Source organism: Mesorhizobium sp. B2-4-13 (assembly GCF_006658535.1).
GTDB classification, from domain to species: domain Bacteria; phylum Pseudomonadota; class Alphaproteobacteria; order Rhizobiales; family Rhizobiaceae; genus Mesorhizobium; species Mesorhizobium australicum.
Genome location: NZ_VFVB01000009.1, coordinates 12,997 through 28,529 on the forward strand (window position 1 = coordinate 12,997; position 15,533 = coordinate 28,529).

Annotated in this window: 12 protein-coding genes; 7 read left to right on the plus strand and 5 right to left on the minus strand. The window is 64.3% G+C overall.

What is annotated here, in order from left to right; translation table 11 throughout:
• Positions 1–102: 102 nt before the first annotated feature.
• Positions 103–585 carry a hypothetical protein gene (locus tag FJ936_RS22790; protein WP_140792323.1) on the minus strand — a complete coding sequence of 161 codons (483 nt, stop codon included), beginning with the start codon at positions 583–585 and terminating at the stop codon, positions 103–105.
• Between the two features lie 464 nt (positions 586–1,049).
• On the opposite strand from FJ936_RS22790, the gene FJ936_RS22795 reads away from it, so the two are divergent.
• The 3 genes from FJ936_RS22795 (at position 1,050) to FJ936_RS22805 (ending at position 3,706) form a co-directional block, all read left to right on the plus strand.
• Positions 1,050–1,904, plus strand: a complete 855-nt coding sequence (locus FJ936_RS22795; RefSeq protein WP_140792325.1) for a MetQ/NlpA family lipoprotein — start codon at positions 1,050–1,052, stop codon at positions 1,902–1,904.
• Positions 1,905–1,986: 82 nt separating this feature from the next.
• Positions 1,987–3,069 carry a methionine ABC transporter ATP-binding protein gene (locus tag FJ936_RS22800; protein WP_140792327.1) on the plus strand — a complete coding sequence of 361 codons (1,083 nt, stop codon included), beginning with the start codon at positions 1,987–1,989 and terminating at the stop codon, positions 3,067–3,069.
• Positions 3,050–3,706 carry a methionine ABC transporter permease gene (locus FJ936_RS22805; protein ID WP_140711907.1) on the plus strand — a complete coding sequence of 219 codons (657 nt, stop codon included), beginning with the start codon at positions 3,050–3,052 and terminating at the stop codon, positions 3,704–3,706. The genes FJ936_RS22800 and FJ936_RS22805 overlap by 20 nt, the downstream gene beginning before the upstream one ends.
• A gap of 103 nt (positions 3,707–3,809) precedes the next feature.
• Here FJ936_RS22805 and FJ936_RS22810 read toward each other — a convergent pair whose 3' ends face one another.
• The 4 genes from FJ936_RS22810 to FJ936_RS22825 form a co-directional block, all read right to left on the minus strand.
• Positions 3,810–4,940 carry an aminomethyltransferase family protein gene (locus FJ936_RS22810; protein ID WP_141907014.1) on the minus strand — a complete coding sequence of 377 codons (1,131 nt, stop codon included), beginning with the start codon at positions 4,938–4,940 and terminating at the stop codon, positions 3,810–3,812.
• Positions 4,941–4,994: 54 nt separating this feature from the next.
• Positions 4,995–5,771: an ABC transporter substrate-binding protein gene (locus FJ936_RS22815; RefSeq protein ID WP_141907015.1), complete on the minus strand. Its 777-nt coding sequence runs from the start codon at positions 5,769–5,771 to the stop codon at positions 4,995–4,997.
• 111 nt (positions 5,772–5,882) lie between these two features.
• Positions 5,883–7,592, minus strand: coding sequence for a hydantoinase B/oxoprolinase family protein (locus FJ936_RS22820; protein WP_141907016.1), 1,710 nt, complete (start codon positions 7,590–7,592; stop codon positions 5,883–5,885).
• Between the two features lies 1 nt (position 7,593).
• Positions 7,594–9,678, minus strand: coding sequence for a hydantoinase/oxoprolinase family protein (locus FJ936_RS22825; RefSeq protein ID WP_141907017.1), 2,085 nt, complete (start codon positions 9,676–9,678; stop codon positions 7,594–7,596).
• Positions 9,679–9,897: 219 nt separating this feature from the next.
• Between FJ936_RS22825 and FJ936_RS22830 the strand changes: the two genes are divergently transcribed.
• The 4 genes from FJ936_RS22830 to FJ936_RS22845 all read left to right on the plus strand — a co-directional run bounded on the left by FJ936_RS22830 (position 9,898) and on the right by FJ936_RS22845 (position 15,441).
• Positions 9,898–10,725, plus strand: coding sequence for a ferredoxin--NADP reductase (locus FJ936_RS22830; protein ID WP_141907018.1), 828 nt, complete (start codon positions 9,898–9,900; stop codon positions 10,723–10,725).
• Between the two features lie 208 nt (positions 10,726–10,933).
• Positions 10,934–11,980: a deoxyribose-phosphate aldolase gene (gene deoC / locus FJ936_RS22835; protein WP_141907019.1), complete on the plus strand. Its 1,047-nt coding sequence runs from the start codon at positions 10,934–10,936 to the stop codon at positions 11,978–11,980.
• Between the two features lie 68 nt (positions 11,981–12,048).
• Positions 12,049–14,421: an aldehyde dehydrogenase family protein gene (locus tag FJ936_RS22840; RefSeq protein WP_141907020.1), complete on the plus strand. Its 2,373-nt coding sequence runs from the start codon at positions 12,049–12,051 to the stop codon at positions 14,419–14,421.
• 288 nt (positions 14,422–14,709) lie between these two features.
• Positions 14,710–15,441, plus strand: coding sequence for an SDR family oxidoreductase (locus FJ936_RS22845; RefSeq protein WP_141907021.1), 732 nt, complete (start codon positions 14,710–14,712; stop codon positions 15,439–15,441).
• Positions 15,442–15,533 lie beyond the last annotated feature (92 nt).

The window sequence follows — 15,533 nt, forward strand, 5'->3', positions numbered from 1 at the left end:
TGCCCTAGCGTATTCGGTCCGGCGGGTCAGTCAAGCCCTCAACGCCATCCACGTCAAACACCGAGTGTCCGGCCATCGCTGGTCCCGCGAAATCCGCTGCCGCTATCTGGCTGCCGGCCTGTGTTGGCGGGCATAGGTCACGCAGGCATCCACGGTGCTGACACAAAGCGCGTCGCGCTTGTTCGGCAGGTTGTTGTCGCCGGCGTAGGCAACTTCAGCGACACGGCCGCCGACCATGCGAACCTGCGTGTCGCAGTAGCCGCCGGGAGCAACATTGACGGAACCGCCGACCGTCGGGATCGCCCCCACGGCCAGGGCAGGAACGACGACGCTGAGATTGCCGCGCTGGACGACGCGCTTATAGGTCCAGATCTGCCCGGACTGGCCGACATCCGCGGTGGCGGTCGGAAATCCCGCGCACATTCGAACATCGGCTTCGCTGAGGCCGACCATCTCCTTGCGTGCCGCAGCCGCCGTGGGATCGACCTTGGCGATGCGCGACGTGTCGTCGGGAACGACGCAGGAGGACTGGATGACGACGATGAGGCCGGAAAGGGCAAGCTTTCGAATGCAGGAAAATGTCATACCGATTATTGAGATCGCGTGGCGCCCGGCCGCCCTCTCTACCTAGGCAAGCCGGCGGTCGGATCAACCCGCACAGCTTCACGAAAAAGTGGCTGTGCAAGCCGTAAAGCTTTTTGACTTCCATGGATGAACCCGCCGGCAGCCAACGAGGGCCGTCCATCATTTCCGGGCGATATCCTCGAAGCTCAAATCGAACCGCATGAGATATTTGCGCAGCCGGCCGGCAGAGGCGGGCTCGTTGAAAACTTGACTGCCTTCCCGACATCCCCGGATGGCGCGGCGCCGTCATGGTCGACCCGGCGGCGTCCTGTGCTCACATCCCTGAGTTTTTTGAGAGAATATTCCCGGCTTTGCCGAGAACGGCGAAACACGTTCTTTGATAAAATCAGTAGAATTTCTGACGATGTGAACAAGCCTCGGCAATCCGCCTTGCTGCCATGACTTCACAACCGCAGAGATCAATCATGTCCGATCCCAACAACACTTTGCCCTCTTCCCCATGGTCACCCCTCACCCGCCGCAGCGGCCTTGCTCTGCTGTTCGCGTCGGCCGTCGCGATCGGCAGCCTGATGGCGCCGCATGCGTCCTTGGCCGAGGACAAGAAGGCGATCAAGGTCGGCATCATCAGCGGCGAGGACGAGGATGTCTGGCGTGTCGTCGTCGCGCAAGCAGCCGAAAAGGGCCTCAGCATCGAGACCGTGGTGTTCAACGACTACACCCAGCCCAACGAGGCGCTGGAGCGCGGCGAGATCGACGCCAACGCCTTTCAGCACCAGCCCTATCTCGACAACCAGATCAAGACGCAGGGCTATCACATCGTGCGTGTCGGCTATACCGGCGTGTGGCCGATCGGCCTCTACTCCAAGAAGTACACCAAGGTTGCCGATCTGCCGGAGGGCGCGGTGATCGGCGTGCCGAACGACCCGTCCAACGAAGGCCGGGCGCTGCGCGTGCTGCAGAATGAGGGCGTGATCAAGCTCAGGGATGGCACCGGCATTCTCGCCACCACCGCCGACATCGCCGAAAATGCGAAAAAGGTCGAGATCAAGGAGTTGGATGCCGGCATCGTCGGCCGCTCGGTCGAGGATCTCGACGCCGCCGTGGTCAACACCGACTGGGCGCTGAAGAGCGGCCTGACGCCGGAGAACCGCATCGCTCAGGAGCCGATCGCGGACAATCCGTACCGCAACTTCATCGCGGTCAAGGTCGGCAATGAAAACGAGGCCTGGGTGAAGACGCTGGTCGCGTCCTACCAGAACGAGGCTGTGAAGGCCGAGTTCGACAAGGTCTACAAGGGCACCGGCCTCAGCGCCTATTGAGTTATGCGGGCACCGACGTGCCTTTGACAGCTTAAGCGGTCCGCGCGATGCGCGGGCCGCGATCGCGTTTCGGGACCTGCCCATGAACCAGCATTTTATCGCAACCACCGAGGCCGCGGATCAGGCCGCCACGCAGGACGTGGTGCGCCTTGTCGACCTGAAGCGCCGCTTCGGCCAGACGGCGGCGCTCGACGGCATTTCCTTGACGGTGCGCAAGGGCGAGGTTCTCGGCATCATCGGCCGCAGCGGTGCCGGCAAGTCCACCCTGATCCGCTGCCTGAACGGATTGGAGCGGCCTGACACCGGCGAGGTGTTCATCGAAGGTCGCGAGATCAGCCGACTTGGCGAGCGCGAGTTGCAGCCGCTGCGACGGCGCATCGGCATGATCTTCCAGCATTTCAACCTGCTGTCGGCCAAGACCGTCGAGGACAATGTGGCGTTGCCGCTCAAAATCGAGGGCCGGCCGAAGGCGGAGCGGCTGAAGCGGGCGGCGGAGATGCTCGATCTCGTCGGCCTGTCGGAGAAGGCAAAAGCCTATCCGGCGTCGCTGTCCGGCGGGCAGAAACAGCGCGTTGGCATCGCCCGAGCGCTTGCCGCGCGGCCAGCGCTGCTTCTGTCGGACGAGGCGACCTCGGCACTCGACCCGGAGACGACGCGCTCCATTCTCGCCCTGCTGAAGGATATCAACCGCCAGCTTGGCCTGACCATCCTTTTGATCACCCACGAGATGGAGGTGATCCGCTCGATCGCCGACCGCGTGGCGGTGATCGACGCCGGGCGCATCGTCGAGGAAGGGCCGGTCTGGTCGGTGTTTGCCGATCCGCAATCGGACATTACAAGACGCCTGCTCGGGACCATCCGGCCGCAACTTCCGCCGGAGCTGGCGGCGCGGCTGCTGCCGGGAGCCGGCACCGAAACGGTCTTGCGCGTCGACGTGGCGGGCGAGGCGGCGCGCGAGCCGCTGCTGTCCGACCTTGCGGCCGCCGTGCCCGGTCCCTTCCGCCTCGTCCATGGCGGCATCGACCACATCCAGCAGCAGCCGGTCGGAACGCTGTTCATTTCCGTTCTCGGCAGCGATGCGAACCATCTCGCAGAAATCATCACATTCCTGAAATCCCGCCAGGCGCGGGTGGAGGTGCTTGGCCATGTCGCCGGTCCTGTTTGAGCTTCTGTTGCGATCGATCTGGGAGACGGTGCTGATGACGGCCGCCTCCGGCCTGATCTCGCTGGTGTTCGGCCTGCCGCTCGGGCTGGCCCTGATTGCCACCGAACGCGGCGGCATCGCCGAAAACCCTTGGGTGAACCGCGTGCTCGGCGCCGTGATCAACGGCTTCCGCTCGGTGCCGTTCATCATCCTTCTGGTGGCGCTGATCCCGGTGACGCGGCTGATCGTCGGCACCTCGATTGGCACATGGGCGGCCATCGTGCCGCTGTCGATCGCCGCCACGCCCTACTATGCGCGGATCGGCGAAGTGTCATTGCGCGAAGTCGACCACGGACTGATCGAGGCGGCGCGCGCCATGGGCGGCAATCGCTGGACGATCATCCGCGAAGTGCTGGTGCCCGAGGCGCTCCCCGGCATCGTTGCCGGCTTCACCGTGACGCTGGTGACGCTGGTCGGCGCCTCGGCGATGGCAGGCGCCATCGGTGCCGGCGGCCTCGGCGACCTTGCCATCCGTTACGGCTACCAGCGCTTCGAGACGTCGGTGATGGTCGCCGTGGTGATCGTGCTGATCATCCTGGTCTGCGGCATCCAGTGGGTGGGTGACCGGCTGGTGGCGAGGCTGGATCGGCGGGGATAGTGAGCCGGCTGGTATTCAGGGCCGACCATGAGCTTCTCATGGAGCGTCGGCGATGGTCACCATAAGTAATTTGAGAACCACAACGATTTCCAGCCAAGCCGCGCTAGCCCCTCAGCCTCGCCCCTTCCGGGTCGAAGAACGGCATCGGCACCACCACCGCGCGGGTCGGTTTGCCGTCAATATCGATGCTAAGTTCCGTGCCTATGGCCGTGAAGGGCAATCGCAAATGCGCTGTCGCCAGCACCTTGCCCAGGGAATAGCCGTGGTCGCTGTAGGTGACCATGCCGGCGTCCTCGCCGTCGGCCATCACCCGTGCATCCGTCGCGGACGGCTTGTCGCCGTCGAGGATCAGCCCGGTCCAGCGCTCGTCGAGGCTCTTGTCGCGCACCTCGAGCAGCGCGTCCCGGCCGATGAAATCGCCCTTATCGAACTTGATCCAGCGGTCGAGGCCGACATGGAACGGCGTGCGCGTCTCGTCCATGTCGATGCCCTGCGCCGGATAGGCCTTTTCCAGGCCGAGCGTGAACATGGCCAGCACGCCATAGGGTTTCAAGCCGAAAGCTTGGCCCGTGCGCATCAGCGCGTCCCAAACCGAGGTCGCCTCGTCGGCCGGCACGAACAGCTCGAAGCCGAGTTCGCCGGTCACGCCTGTACGGGAGATCAGGACCCGCGTTCCGTTGATATGGCCTGATGTGAAGGCCCAGCGCTTCAATCCGTCGAGATCGGCGTCCGAAATCATCGCCCTCAGTAGATCGCGCGAGCGCGGGCCCTGGATGGTGGGGAAGGCGACGGCGGCCGTGATGTCGGTGACATAGGCCCTGCGCCCTTGCGCATGATGCTGGAGCCAGGGCAGCATCTTGAGGCGGTTGACCGAACCGGTGACCAGCATGAAATGCTCCGCGCCTAGCCGGAACACGGTGAGGTCGTCCATGATGCCGCCGTCCTCCCGACAGACGGTGGAATAGCGTACTTGGCCCGGCCTCATCGCCGCGGCGTCATTGACAATGACATGGTTGACCAGCGCCTCCGCGCCGGCACCCTTGATGTCCATCTTGCCCATGGTGCTGAGGTCCTGCACGCCGACATTTTTACGCGTATTCAAATGTTCGTCGGCGATGCCGGAATAATGTTTGGCCGAGATGAAATCGCCGCCGACCCGACCCATGGTCGCCCCCAGCCCAACGATGCTGCTGTAGAAGGGGGAGCGACGCTCAGCCAAGAAAATCTCCATCATTCGTAAAAAATCGGCAGCGCCGGGTGGCGCCGCCGAGCTCGATTGGTACCGGGATCAACTCCCGTAGACGTCGAACGAAAAATACTTGTCGTTGATTTCCTTGTACTTTCCGTTGGCGCGCAGCGCGTCGATTGCCGCGTTGAACTTGTCGGCCAGTTCCTTGTTGCCCTTCTGCAGCGCAATGCCGACCCCCGGGCCGTGAATGGCCGGATCGGCGGTCAGCGTGCCGAGCAGCTTGCAGCAGGCGCCGTCGGGCTTCTTCAGCCATTCGGTGAGAATGATCGAGCCGTCCATCATCGCATCGAGGCGGCCATTGGCCATGTCGGTGCGGGCGTCGTCGCCGGTCGGGTAGGCCTTGACGGTCGTGCCCGAATATTTCTGCTCGGCGAAATTCTGGTGGATGGTGGCGCTCTGCACGCCCAGCACCTTGCCTTTCAGATCGTCCGGCGAGGTGCCCGCGATGGCCGAGTCCTTCGGCACCGCGATGGCCGGCGGCGTCTGGTAGTATTTGTGGGTGAACTCGACCTTTTCAGCCCGCTCGGGCGTGATGGTGATGTTGATGATGGCATCGAACTTGCCGGCCTGCAGCGCCGGAATAGAGCCGTCGAAATCCTGTACGGTGAACTCGCATTCGACCTTCATCTGCGCGCACAGCGCCTGGCCGAGATCGATGTCGAAACCGCCCAGCGTGCCGTCGGCATTGGCGTGGTTGAAGGGCGGGTAGGCACCCTCGGTACCGAGCCTCAGCTTTTTCTCCTGGGCGGAAGCAGCACCGGTTGCGAGCGCAAAAGCTACGGAAGCGGCAAGCACGAAACGACCGAAAAGACGCATGGTCCAGATCTCCGTTGACCGGCGAAGTCTACGGGCTTTCATGCTCCCGGCGGAGACGGAAACGACATGTGCCGCGGCGATCACGGCGCGAGGCAGTTGCTCCGCGTCCGGTCAGGTTCCTTGTGCCTCGGCCCCGAACAGAGCCCCGGCTTGCTCCGTCGTATAATAACCAAGCTGGACGTCCCGTGCGACCAGTTCCGGATCGCGCTCACGCGGATCGCCATAGCCGCCGCCACCCGGCGTGCCGACGCGCACGCGGTCGCCGGCCTTCAGCGGGATGTCCTGCTCCTTGGAGAGGTGCGGCGGCACATGCTCCTCGCCGTTGCGGAACACGGTCACGCTGTTGGGCTCGCCATCCCGACCGCCAAGGGCGCCCTGCGGACCGAAACGGCCATGGTCCATGACAAAAGAGGCGCGCGCCTCGCCGCGCAGGATCTCGACCTCATAGGCCAGGCCAAAACCACCACGATGCTTGCCGGCGCCGCCCGAGCCTTCGCGCAAGGCATAGTGGCGATAGAGCACCGGAAAGGCCTGCTCCATGATCTCGACCGGGGGCGACTTCGAAATGCCGATGGTCGAGCAGCCATTGGTCAGCCCGTCATGCCCCGAATTGCCGCCATAGCCGCCACCGGATATCTGGTACATGACGTAGTCGCGGCCGCGCGCCGGATCATTGCCGCCGAGCGCGAAATTGCCGCTGGAGCCGGCTGGGGCCGCCGTCACCTTGTCGGGCAGCGCCTGCACCATCGCCGCGAACACCGCCTCGGCGATGCGCTGCGACACTTCCGCCGCACAGCCGGACACGGGGCGGGGATATTTGGCGTCGAGGAAAGTGCCTTCCGGCCGCTTGACCTCGAGCGGCTCGAAGGCGCCGGCGCTGATCGGCACGTCCGGAAAGATGTGGCGCATGGCGAGATAGACCGAGGACAGGGTCGTCGCCAGCACGCTGTTCATTGGTCCCGCACAAGGCTTTGACGAACCTGAAAAATCGAAGGTCAGCGTGTCGCCCTTCTTGTCGACTGCGAGCGCTATGGTCAGCGGTTCGTTGACCACCCCGTCGGAATCGACAAAAGCCTTGGAGCGGTAGGTGCCATCGGGAATGGCCGCTATATTGGCGCGCATCTGCTCGGCGGCGCGGCGGCGTAGCTCGGCGATCGCCTCGACGACGGTTTCGTCTCCGTAACGATCCAGGATTCCATTGAGCCTGTCCTGGCCGATCAGCAGCGCGGCGGCCTGCGCCCGGATGTCGCCGATGCGCTGGTCGGCGACCCTGATGTTGGAGCAGATGATGGCGTAGATTTCAGGGTCGAGCACGCCCTTCTTGAACAGTTTTACCGGCGGCAGCCGCAGACCCTCCTGCTCGACAGCGGTCGCGGATGCGGAGAAGCCGCCGGGCACGGAGCCGCCGATGTCGGGCCAATGGCCGGTGTTCGACAGCCAGCAGAAGATCTTTCCGCCGCGGTAGACCGGCATGACGAAGCGCACGTCCATCAGATGCGTGCCGCCGAGATAGGGATCGTTGACGATGTAGATGTCGCCCGGCTCCGGGGCCAGGCAGCGGCCGTCGGCAATCATCTCGATCACCGTCCTGGTCGAATATTGCATGACGCCGACAAACACCGGCAGGCCCTGACTGCCCTGCGCGATCAGCGAACCGTCGATGGCGGAATAGATGCCGTCCGAGCGGTCATTGGCCTCGGCGATCACGGGCGAGAAGGCGGCGCGGGAAAAGGTCAGGTCCATCTCGTCGCAGACCTGCTGCAAAGCGGCCTGGAGCACCGAAAGCGTGATGGCGTCGAGCTTTGCGCTATCCACTGACATGTCAGGCCTCGCCAATGTCGATGATGATGTTGCCGTCGGCATCCGAGCGCGCGCAGTCGCCGGGTTCGAGCACGGTGGTCGCATCCATCTGTTCGAGGATCGCCGGCCCTTCGATGACCGCATCGAGTGGCAGCTTTTCCCTGCTGTAAACCGACGTGTCGTGCCAGCGCCCGGCGTACCAGACCGGTCGGATCTCGCGCCGCGCCCCGTCGAGCGTCCTTGCCCGCCCGGCCGGGTCGATCAGCCGCGACAGGTCGATCGCCGGTCGCACGCCGGTGACCGAGGTGTTGAGGTTGACGAGGTTGGCGCGGATTTCCGGCAGCTCCACCTTGAAGCGGGCGAAATAGGCTTTCTCGAACAACGCCTGCAATTGGCTCCGGGTCACCGACGCGGACGGCAGCGGCACGTTGATGATGTGGGTCTGGCCGACGAACTGCATGTCGGCGGAGTGGGTGACGCGGATCGTTTCCGGCTTCACCGCTTCCTTGGCGATCAGCTCCTCGCCTTCGTTCCGGTGCCGTTCCAGTACTTGGTGGAGCTGGCTTTCGTCCAGCACGGCCACGGGTTGGTTGATGGTGTTGACGAAGTCATGGCGCAGATCGGCGACGACGCACCCGAGCGCGTTGGTGATGCCGGGCCGCGCCGGCACCAGCACTTTGGGCAGGCCGAGTTCGCGGGCGAGCGCCGTCGCATGCAGCGGCCCGGCGCCGCCGAAGGCGAACAGCGCGAAATCGCGGGGATCATGGCCGCGCGATACCGACACCATGCGGATGGCGCCGGCCATCTTCATGTTGCCGAGCCTGAGCACAGCGCCCGCCGCCTCGACACCCGACAGGCCGGTTGCCTTGCCGATCCTGTCCTCGAAAATCCTGGTGACGCGCTCCGATGTGACCGGGTTTTCGACGGCGAGCAGCTTCTTCGGCGCCAGCCGGCCGAGCACGAGGTTGGCGTCGGTGATCGTCGGCTCGGTGCCGCCGCGCCCATAGCAGATCGGGCCGGGATTGGCGCCGGCACTTTCCGGGCCGATCTGGATCAGGCCGGCCGCATCGACGCGGGCGATCGAGCCGCCGCCGGCGCCCACCGTGTGCACCGCCACCATCGGCACATGGATGGGCATGGCATATTCGATCTCGATCTCGTTCGAGACCGCCGGTTCGGCGTTGCGGATCAGCGCCACGTCGGTCGAGGTGCCGCCCATGTCGTAGGTGACGAGGTTTTCGAAGCCTGCGCGCTTGCCCGTATAGGCGGCGGCGATGACGCCGGAAGCCGGGCCCGACATGACCGTCTTGGCCGATTCACGTGTGACGAAGCGGGCCGAGATCATGCCGCCATTGCCGTTCATGATCAGGAAGTCGCGGGCATAGCCCTTGTCGGCCAATTCCTTGCGCAGCCGCTCGACATAGCGCTCCAGGATCGGCTGCACCGAGGCGTTGACCGAGGCCGTCACCCCACGCTCGAATTCGCGCGCTTCCGACAGCAGCGCGTGGCCTGACGTGATGTAGCCGTTCGGCCAGGATTCGGCGGCGATCTCGGCCGCGCGCCGCTCATGCGTGGGGTTGGCGTAAGAGTGGAGGAAATGGATGACGAGGGATTCGCAGCCGGCCGCGATGAGTGCCTGTACCGCCTCGCGCATCTCGGCTTCATCGAGCGGCGTGCGCACCGCACCCGACGCCTCGACGCGCTCCGACACTTCGAGGCGCAGGTTGCGCGGAATGATGGGGACGAAGGTTCCGGTCATGCCATAGGGTTGCGGCCGCGTCCGCCGGCCGAGTTCGATCACGTCGCGAAAACCGCGCGTGGTGATCATGCCGGTCTTGGCCAGCCGGCGCTCCAGCACCGCATTGGTGGTGGTGGTCGTGCCATGCACGATGAGGTCGATTCCCTCGATCGGAAAGCCGGTGGCGCCAAGCGCCGAAACCACGCCAAAGGCCTGGTTGTCGACAGTGGTCGGGGTCTTGGCCAGATACACCTTGCCACCGTCCTTGCCGTCGATCAGGAGCAGGTCGGTGAAGGTTCCGCCAACATCGATGCCGGCGACGACGCTGCCCAGGGAATCCGGCGGCTGCACCGAAAAATTCTCTTTCATTGTCGAAACCCGAAATGCTGGGACTACGGATATGCCGCAGTTTGGAAAGGTGTTTTACGGCGGCATCTTGACGCAAATATCGTTTGTATACTAATAAATTCCGGACACAAGAGCTTACCGCTTCGGTAGCGTGCATGGCATGCCGGAACCTGAATGGTTCGGGCGCGCACGGGAAAGTTTGGCGCCCGCGTCTCACATTGGGCGAGAAGGTTGGAATCGATGAACACCACGCCCGCGTTCAACACCGCTGAAGCCCGTCCGCTGCAGTTTCCGATTCCGGCCAATGTCTATGCCGAGACCGTCGTCTCGGTGAAACACTATACCGACCGGCTGTTCTCGTTCCGCATCACCCGGCCTCAGTCGCTGCGCTTCCGCTCGGGCGAATTCGTCATGATCGGCCTGCCCAACGCCGAGAAACCGGTGTATCGCGCCTACTCCGTCGCCAGTCCGGCCTGGGACGAAGAGCTGGAATTCTTCTCGATCAAGGTGCCGGATGGCCCGCTGACCTCCGAATTGCAGAAGATCCAGGCCGGCGACACCGTCATCATGCGCCAGAAATCGACCGGCACGCTTGTCGTCGACGCACTGACCCCCGCCAAGCGCCTGTTCATGATCTCGACCGGGACCGGCATCGCGCCCTTTGCCAGCCTGCTGCGCGATCCCGATACTTACGAGAAGTTCGACCAGCTGATCCTGACCCACACCTGCCGCGACAATGCCGAGCTGATCTACGGCCAGGACCTGGTGGTGGCGCTCGAAAGCGACCCGCTGATCGGCGAGCTGACCACTGGGCGCGTCACGCTCTACAATTCGACGACCCGCGAAGAGTCGGCGCGCATGGGCCGCATCACCGCGCTGATCGGCTCCGGCAAGTTCTACAGCGACCTCGGCATCGAAAAGCTCAATCCCGAAACCGACCGCATCATGATCTGCGGCTCGATGCACATGCTGAAGGACGTCAAGGAGCTGGCCGAAAGCCTCGGCTTCCAGGAAGGTTCGCTTAGCCATCCCTCGAGCTTCGTCGTCGAACGCGCCTTCGTCGGCTGAGGCCAGCGCGTCTCCCAGAAAGCTGGTTTTTGACCTTTCGGTCAAAAACCAGCTGCTTTCGCAGCCTTTTTCAGCTATCCCTCGCTTGAGGACTCGTGAAGCGCGACTTCGCGGGCTATCTTCGTGCGTGTCGCCCAAAACCGTCGACGGCTTTGGGAGAACGATGCGCGCGATCTCAAGCGCACGCCGTTGAATGAAAGGGCAGGAGATGAGCAGCACAATCCGCGAAGCCGATCTTGGCACCAAGGTGACGCCGCTGCCCGCCCGCGCCGCCGCCAACACGCCGGTGCCGCTGGACCATCACATCGCGCGCAATCCTGGCCTGAAACTCGACCTCGGTTTTCTCGAATCGGTACGCAGCGTCAACCGCTCCGCGCTGGAACGCCGCGTCGCCAGCCTGACCAAGCGGCGCTCGATCAAGGCCGACAACCAGGCCGCCTGGCTGCTGCGGGCGATCGCCTGCATGGACCTGACGACGCTCAACTCCAACGACACCGAGGAGCGCGTGCGCCGGCTCTGCGCCAAGGCGATCAACCCGCTGCGCCGCGACATCATGGAAGGCCTCGGCATTGCGGGCGAGACCATCCGGCCCGCCGCCGTCTGCGTCTACCATCCCTTCGTCGCCACGGCCGTGGACGCGGTGCGCGGCACCGGCATCCATGTCGCCGCGGTCTCCACCGCCTTTCCGCATGGGCTGGCGCCGTTGTCGACCCGGTTGCAGGAGATCGAGGCCTCGGTGAAGGACGGCGCCGACGAGATCGATGTCGTCATCCCGCGCGGCCTGGTGTTCGGCGCCAAGTGGCGCGAGCTTTATAATGAAATCGTCTCGATGCGGGCCGCCTGCGGCGACGCGCATCTCAAGGTCATCTTGGGCACCGGCGACCTCGCCACGCTGCGCAACGTCATGCTGGCCTCGATGGTGGCGATGATGGCGGGCGCCGATTTCATCAAGACGTCGACCGGCAAGGAAAGCGTCAATGCCACACTGCCCGTCGGCCTCGCCATGGTGCGCGCCATCAGGGCCTATTTCGAGGAGACAGGCTATCTCATCGGCTTCAAGCCGGCGGGCGGCATTTCGACCGCGAAAGTCTCGCTCGACTGGCTGGTGCTGATGAAGGAAGAACTCGGCCGTCCATGGCTGGAGCCGGAGCTGTTCCGCTTTGGCGCATCGAGCCTGCTGACCGATATCGAACGTCAGCTCGAGCATCATCTGACCGGGCGTTATTCGGCCAATCACCGCCACGCGATGGCTTGAGCACCCCCACCCCGATCGGCTTTGCCGATCGACCCTCCCCACAAGGGGGAGGGTGAAGGAGGAACCTGATGAACATCCTTGAACGCTATCACGCCATGGAATACGGCCCGGCGCCGGAGGCTCGCAACGAGGCCGATGCATGGCTGGCCGGGCGCGATTTCTCTAAAGCGCTGTTCATCGACGGCGCCTGGAAAGCGGCCGGCGGCGGCAAGACTTTCGACACCAGCGAGCCGTCTTCCGGCAAGCTGTTGGCCAAGGTGTCCGATGCCGATGCCGCCGACATCGCCGCGGCGGTTGCGGCCGCCGCAAAGGCGCTGCCGAAATGGAGCGCCAGTTCCGGATACCAGCGCGCGAAAGTGCTCTACGCCATCGGCCGCGCCATGCAGCGCCACCAGCGGCTGTTCGCGGTGCTTGAGACGATCGACAACGGCAAGCCGATCCGCGAAAGCCGCGACATCGACGTGCCGCTGGCGATCCGCCATTTCATTCACCACGCCGGCTGGGCGCAGGCGCTGGACAGGGATTTTCCCGGCCAAAAGGGTGTCGGCGTCGTCGGCCAGATCATCCCGTGGAATTTTCCCCTGTTGATGCTGGCCTGGAAAATCGCGCCGGCGCTTGCGGCGGGCTGTACCGTGGTGCTGAAGCCGGCCGAGTTCACGCCGCTCACCGCCATTCTGTTGGCCGAGATCTGCGAGCGCGCCGGCGTGCCGAAAGGCGTCGTCAACATCGTGCAGGGCGGTCCGGAAGCGGGCGCGGCGATCGTCAACCACCCCGGCATCCAGAAAATCGCCTTCACCGGCTCCTCGGAAGTCGGCAAGATCATCCGAAAGGCCACTGCGGGCTCAGGGAAAAAGCTGTCGCTGGAACTTGGCGGCAAGTCGGCCTTCATCGTCTTCGAGGACGCCGATCTCGACAGCGCTGTCGAGGGCCTGGTCGACGGCATCTGGTTCAACCAGGGCCAGGTCTGCTGCGCCGGTTCGCGGCTTTTGGTGCAGGAAGGCATCGCCGATGCCTTGATCGCCAAGGTCAAGACACGGATGAGCCGGCTGCGTGTCGGCAGCCCGCTCGACAAGAACACCGATATCGGCCCGCTGGTCGACCTGACCCAGCTCGACCGGGTCAAGGGACTGATCGCCGAAGGTGCCCGCCAGGGCGCCGTCTGCTGGCAGCCGGATGCAACGCTGCCGTCTTCCGGCTACTATCACCTGCCGACGCTCGCCACCGGTGTTTCGCCGGCTAATATTCTGGCGCAGGAAGAGGTGTTCGGGCCGGTGCTCGCCACCATGACCTTCCGCAACACCGAGGAAGCGATCGAACTCGCCAACAACACGCGCTATGGCCTCGCAGCCTCGGTGTGGAGCGAGAACGTCAACCTGGCGCTCCATGTCGCGCCGCAATTGAAGGCTGGCGTGGTCTGGGTCAACGGCACCAACATGTTCGACGCCGCCTGCGGCTTCGGCGGCTATCGCGAGAGCGGTTTCGGCCGCGAGGGCGGGCGCGAGGGCATGTTCGAATATCTGGCGGCGAAACTGCCGCTCGGCCCGGTCATCAAGCAGGCGACATCGTCGGTGCAGCCCCTGGAACAGGCGGACGGCGTCGCTATCGACCGCACCGCGAAGCTGTTCATCGGCGGCAAGCAGGTGCGGCCGGACGGCAATTACTCGCTTGCCGTCGCCACCGCCAAGGGCAAGCTCGCCGGCGAAGTCGGGCTCGGCAGCCGCAAGGATATCCGCGATGCGGTTTCGGCTGCCCGCGCCTGCAGAAGCTGGCCGGAGGCGACCGCTTATAACAGGTCGCAGGTGCTTTATTACCTGGCCGAGAACCTTTCCGGCCGCGCGGAAGAATTTGCCGCCCGGCTCACCGAACTGACCGGAGCCAGTGCCAAGGCCGCACGGGACGAGGTGGAGCTCTCGATCGAACGGCTGTTTCTCTATGCCGGCCTCGCCGACAAGTTCGAGGGGCGCGTGCACCAGCCGCCGGCGCGTGCCGTGACGCTGGCGCTGCATGAGCCGGTCGGCGTCGTCGGCATCGTCGCGCCGGACAATCAGCCCCTGCTCGGCTTCATCTCGCTGGTCGCGCCGGCGCTGGCCATGGGCAACACGGTGGTCGCCGTGCCGTCGGAACGGTATCCGTTGCTGGCCACCGATCTCTATCAGGTCATCGAATATTCCGATGTGCCGGCCGGCGCGATCAACATCGTCACCGGACGCACCGCGGAGCTTGCCGGCGTGCTGGCCAAGCATGACGACGTCGACGGGCTCTGGCTGTTCGCCGACGCGGATACCTGCGCCAAGGCGGAAGCCGAGTCCATCGGCAACCTCAAACGCGTCTGGAGCGGCAACGGCCGCAGCCTCGACTGGGCCTCGGAAGAAGCCGCCGGTGACGTTTTTCTGCGCCGTGCCATCGAGGTGAAGAATGTCTGGGTGCCTTACGGCGACTAGAGCATGATGCCGAAAAGTGTGAAGCGGTTTTCGGACGACATCATGCTCTATCCCTTTGATTTAGAGACGGATTCAGCTTTCAGGTCGACTCGAGCTGAAATCATCCGGCTCTAGGGCATGTCACACAGGGATCGCGATCGGGCTTGACGCCCGGCCATATGTTCTTTAACGAGAAAAAACATCTTTATCAGTGAACTGGCACAGGCCGCACAATCGCGCCTGACTGGCACATGACGCTTTCGCCGGCCGCCGATAAAGGCAATTGACCCAAGCAGGCGAGGAAAAAGCATGGCGGATCTGACAGGCAAGGTCGTTGTCATCACGGCAGCGGCGCAAGGCATCGGCAAGGCGAGCGCGCTGGCCTTCGCCAAGGCTGGGGCCACCGTCCATGCCACCGACATCAACGAGACGCTGCTGGCGGAACTCGCCAACACATCAGGGATCAAGACCCGCAAGGTCGACGTGCTCAACGACGAGGCGGTCAATGCCGCCTTTGCAGAGATCGGCGCCGTCGACGTGCTGTTCAATTGCGCCGGTTTCGTCCATTCGGGCTCGATCCTGGAGATGAAGGATAGTGATCTCGATTTCGCTTTCAATCTCAACGTGCGCGCCATGATCCGAACCATCCGGGCGGTGCTGCCCGGCATGCTGGAGCGTGGCGACGGGTCGATCATCAACATGGCTTCGCTGGCCAGTTCGACCAAGGGCGTGCCGAACCGCTTCGCCTATGGCGTCACCAAGGCCGCCGTCATCGGGCTGACCAAGGCGGTCGCGGCCGACTATGTCGGCAAGGGCATACGCTGCAACGCCATCTGCCCCGGCACGGTCGAAAGCCCGTCGCTGCAGGACCGCATGCACGCCCAGGGCGATTATGACGCCGCCCGCGCCGCCTTCATCGCCCGCCAGCCGATGGGCCGGCTCGGCACGCCGGAGGAGATCGCAGATCTCGCCGTCTACCTTGCCGGCGCCACCTACACGTCCGGGCAGGCCTATAATATCGACGGCGGCTGGTCGATCTGAGCGCTGCCTGGAGACAACCGGACATCGGGTCGCCGGCCGCCAATACAGGCTGTTCGCGCTTGTCGTGAAGCAGGCCGATGGCTAGGGTCCGC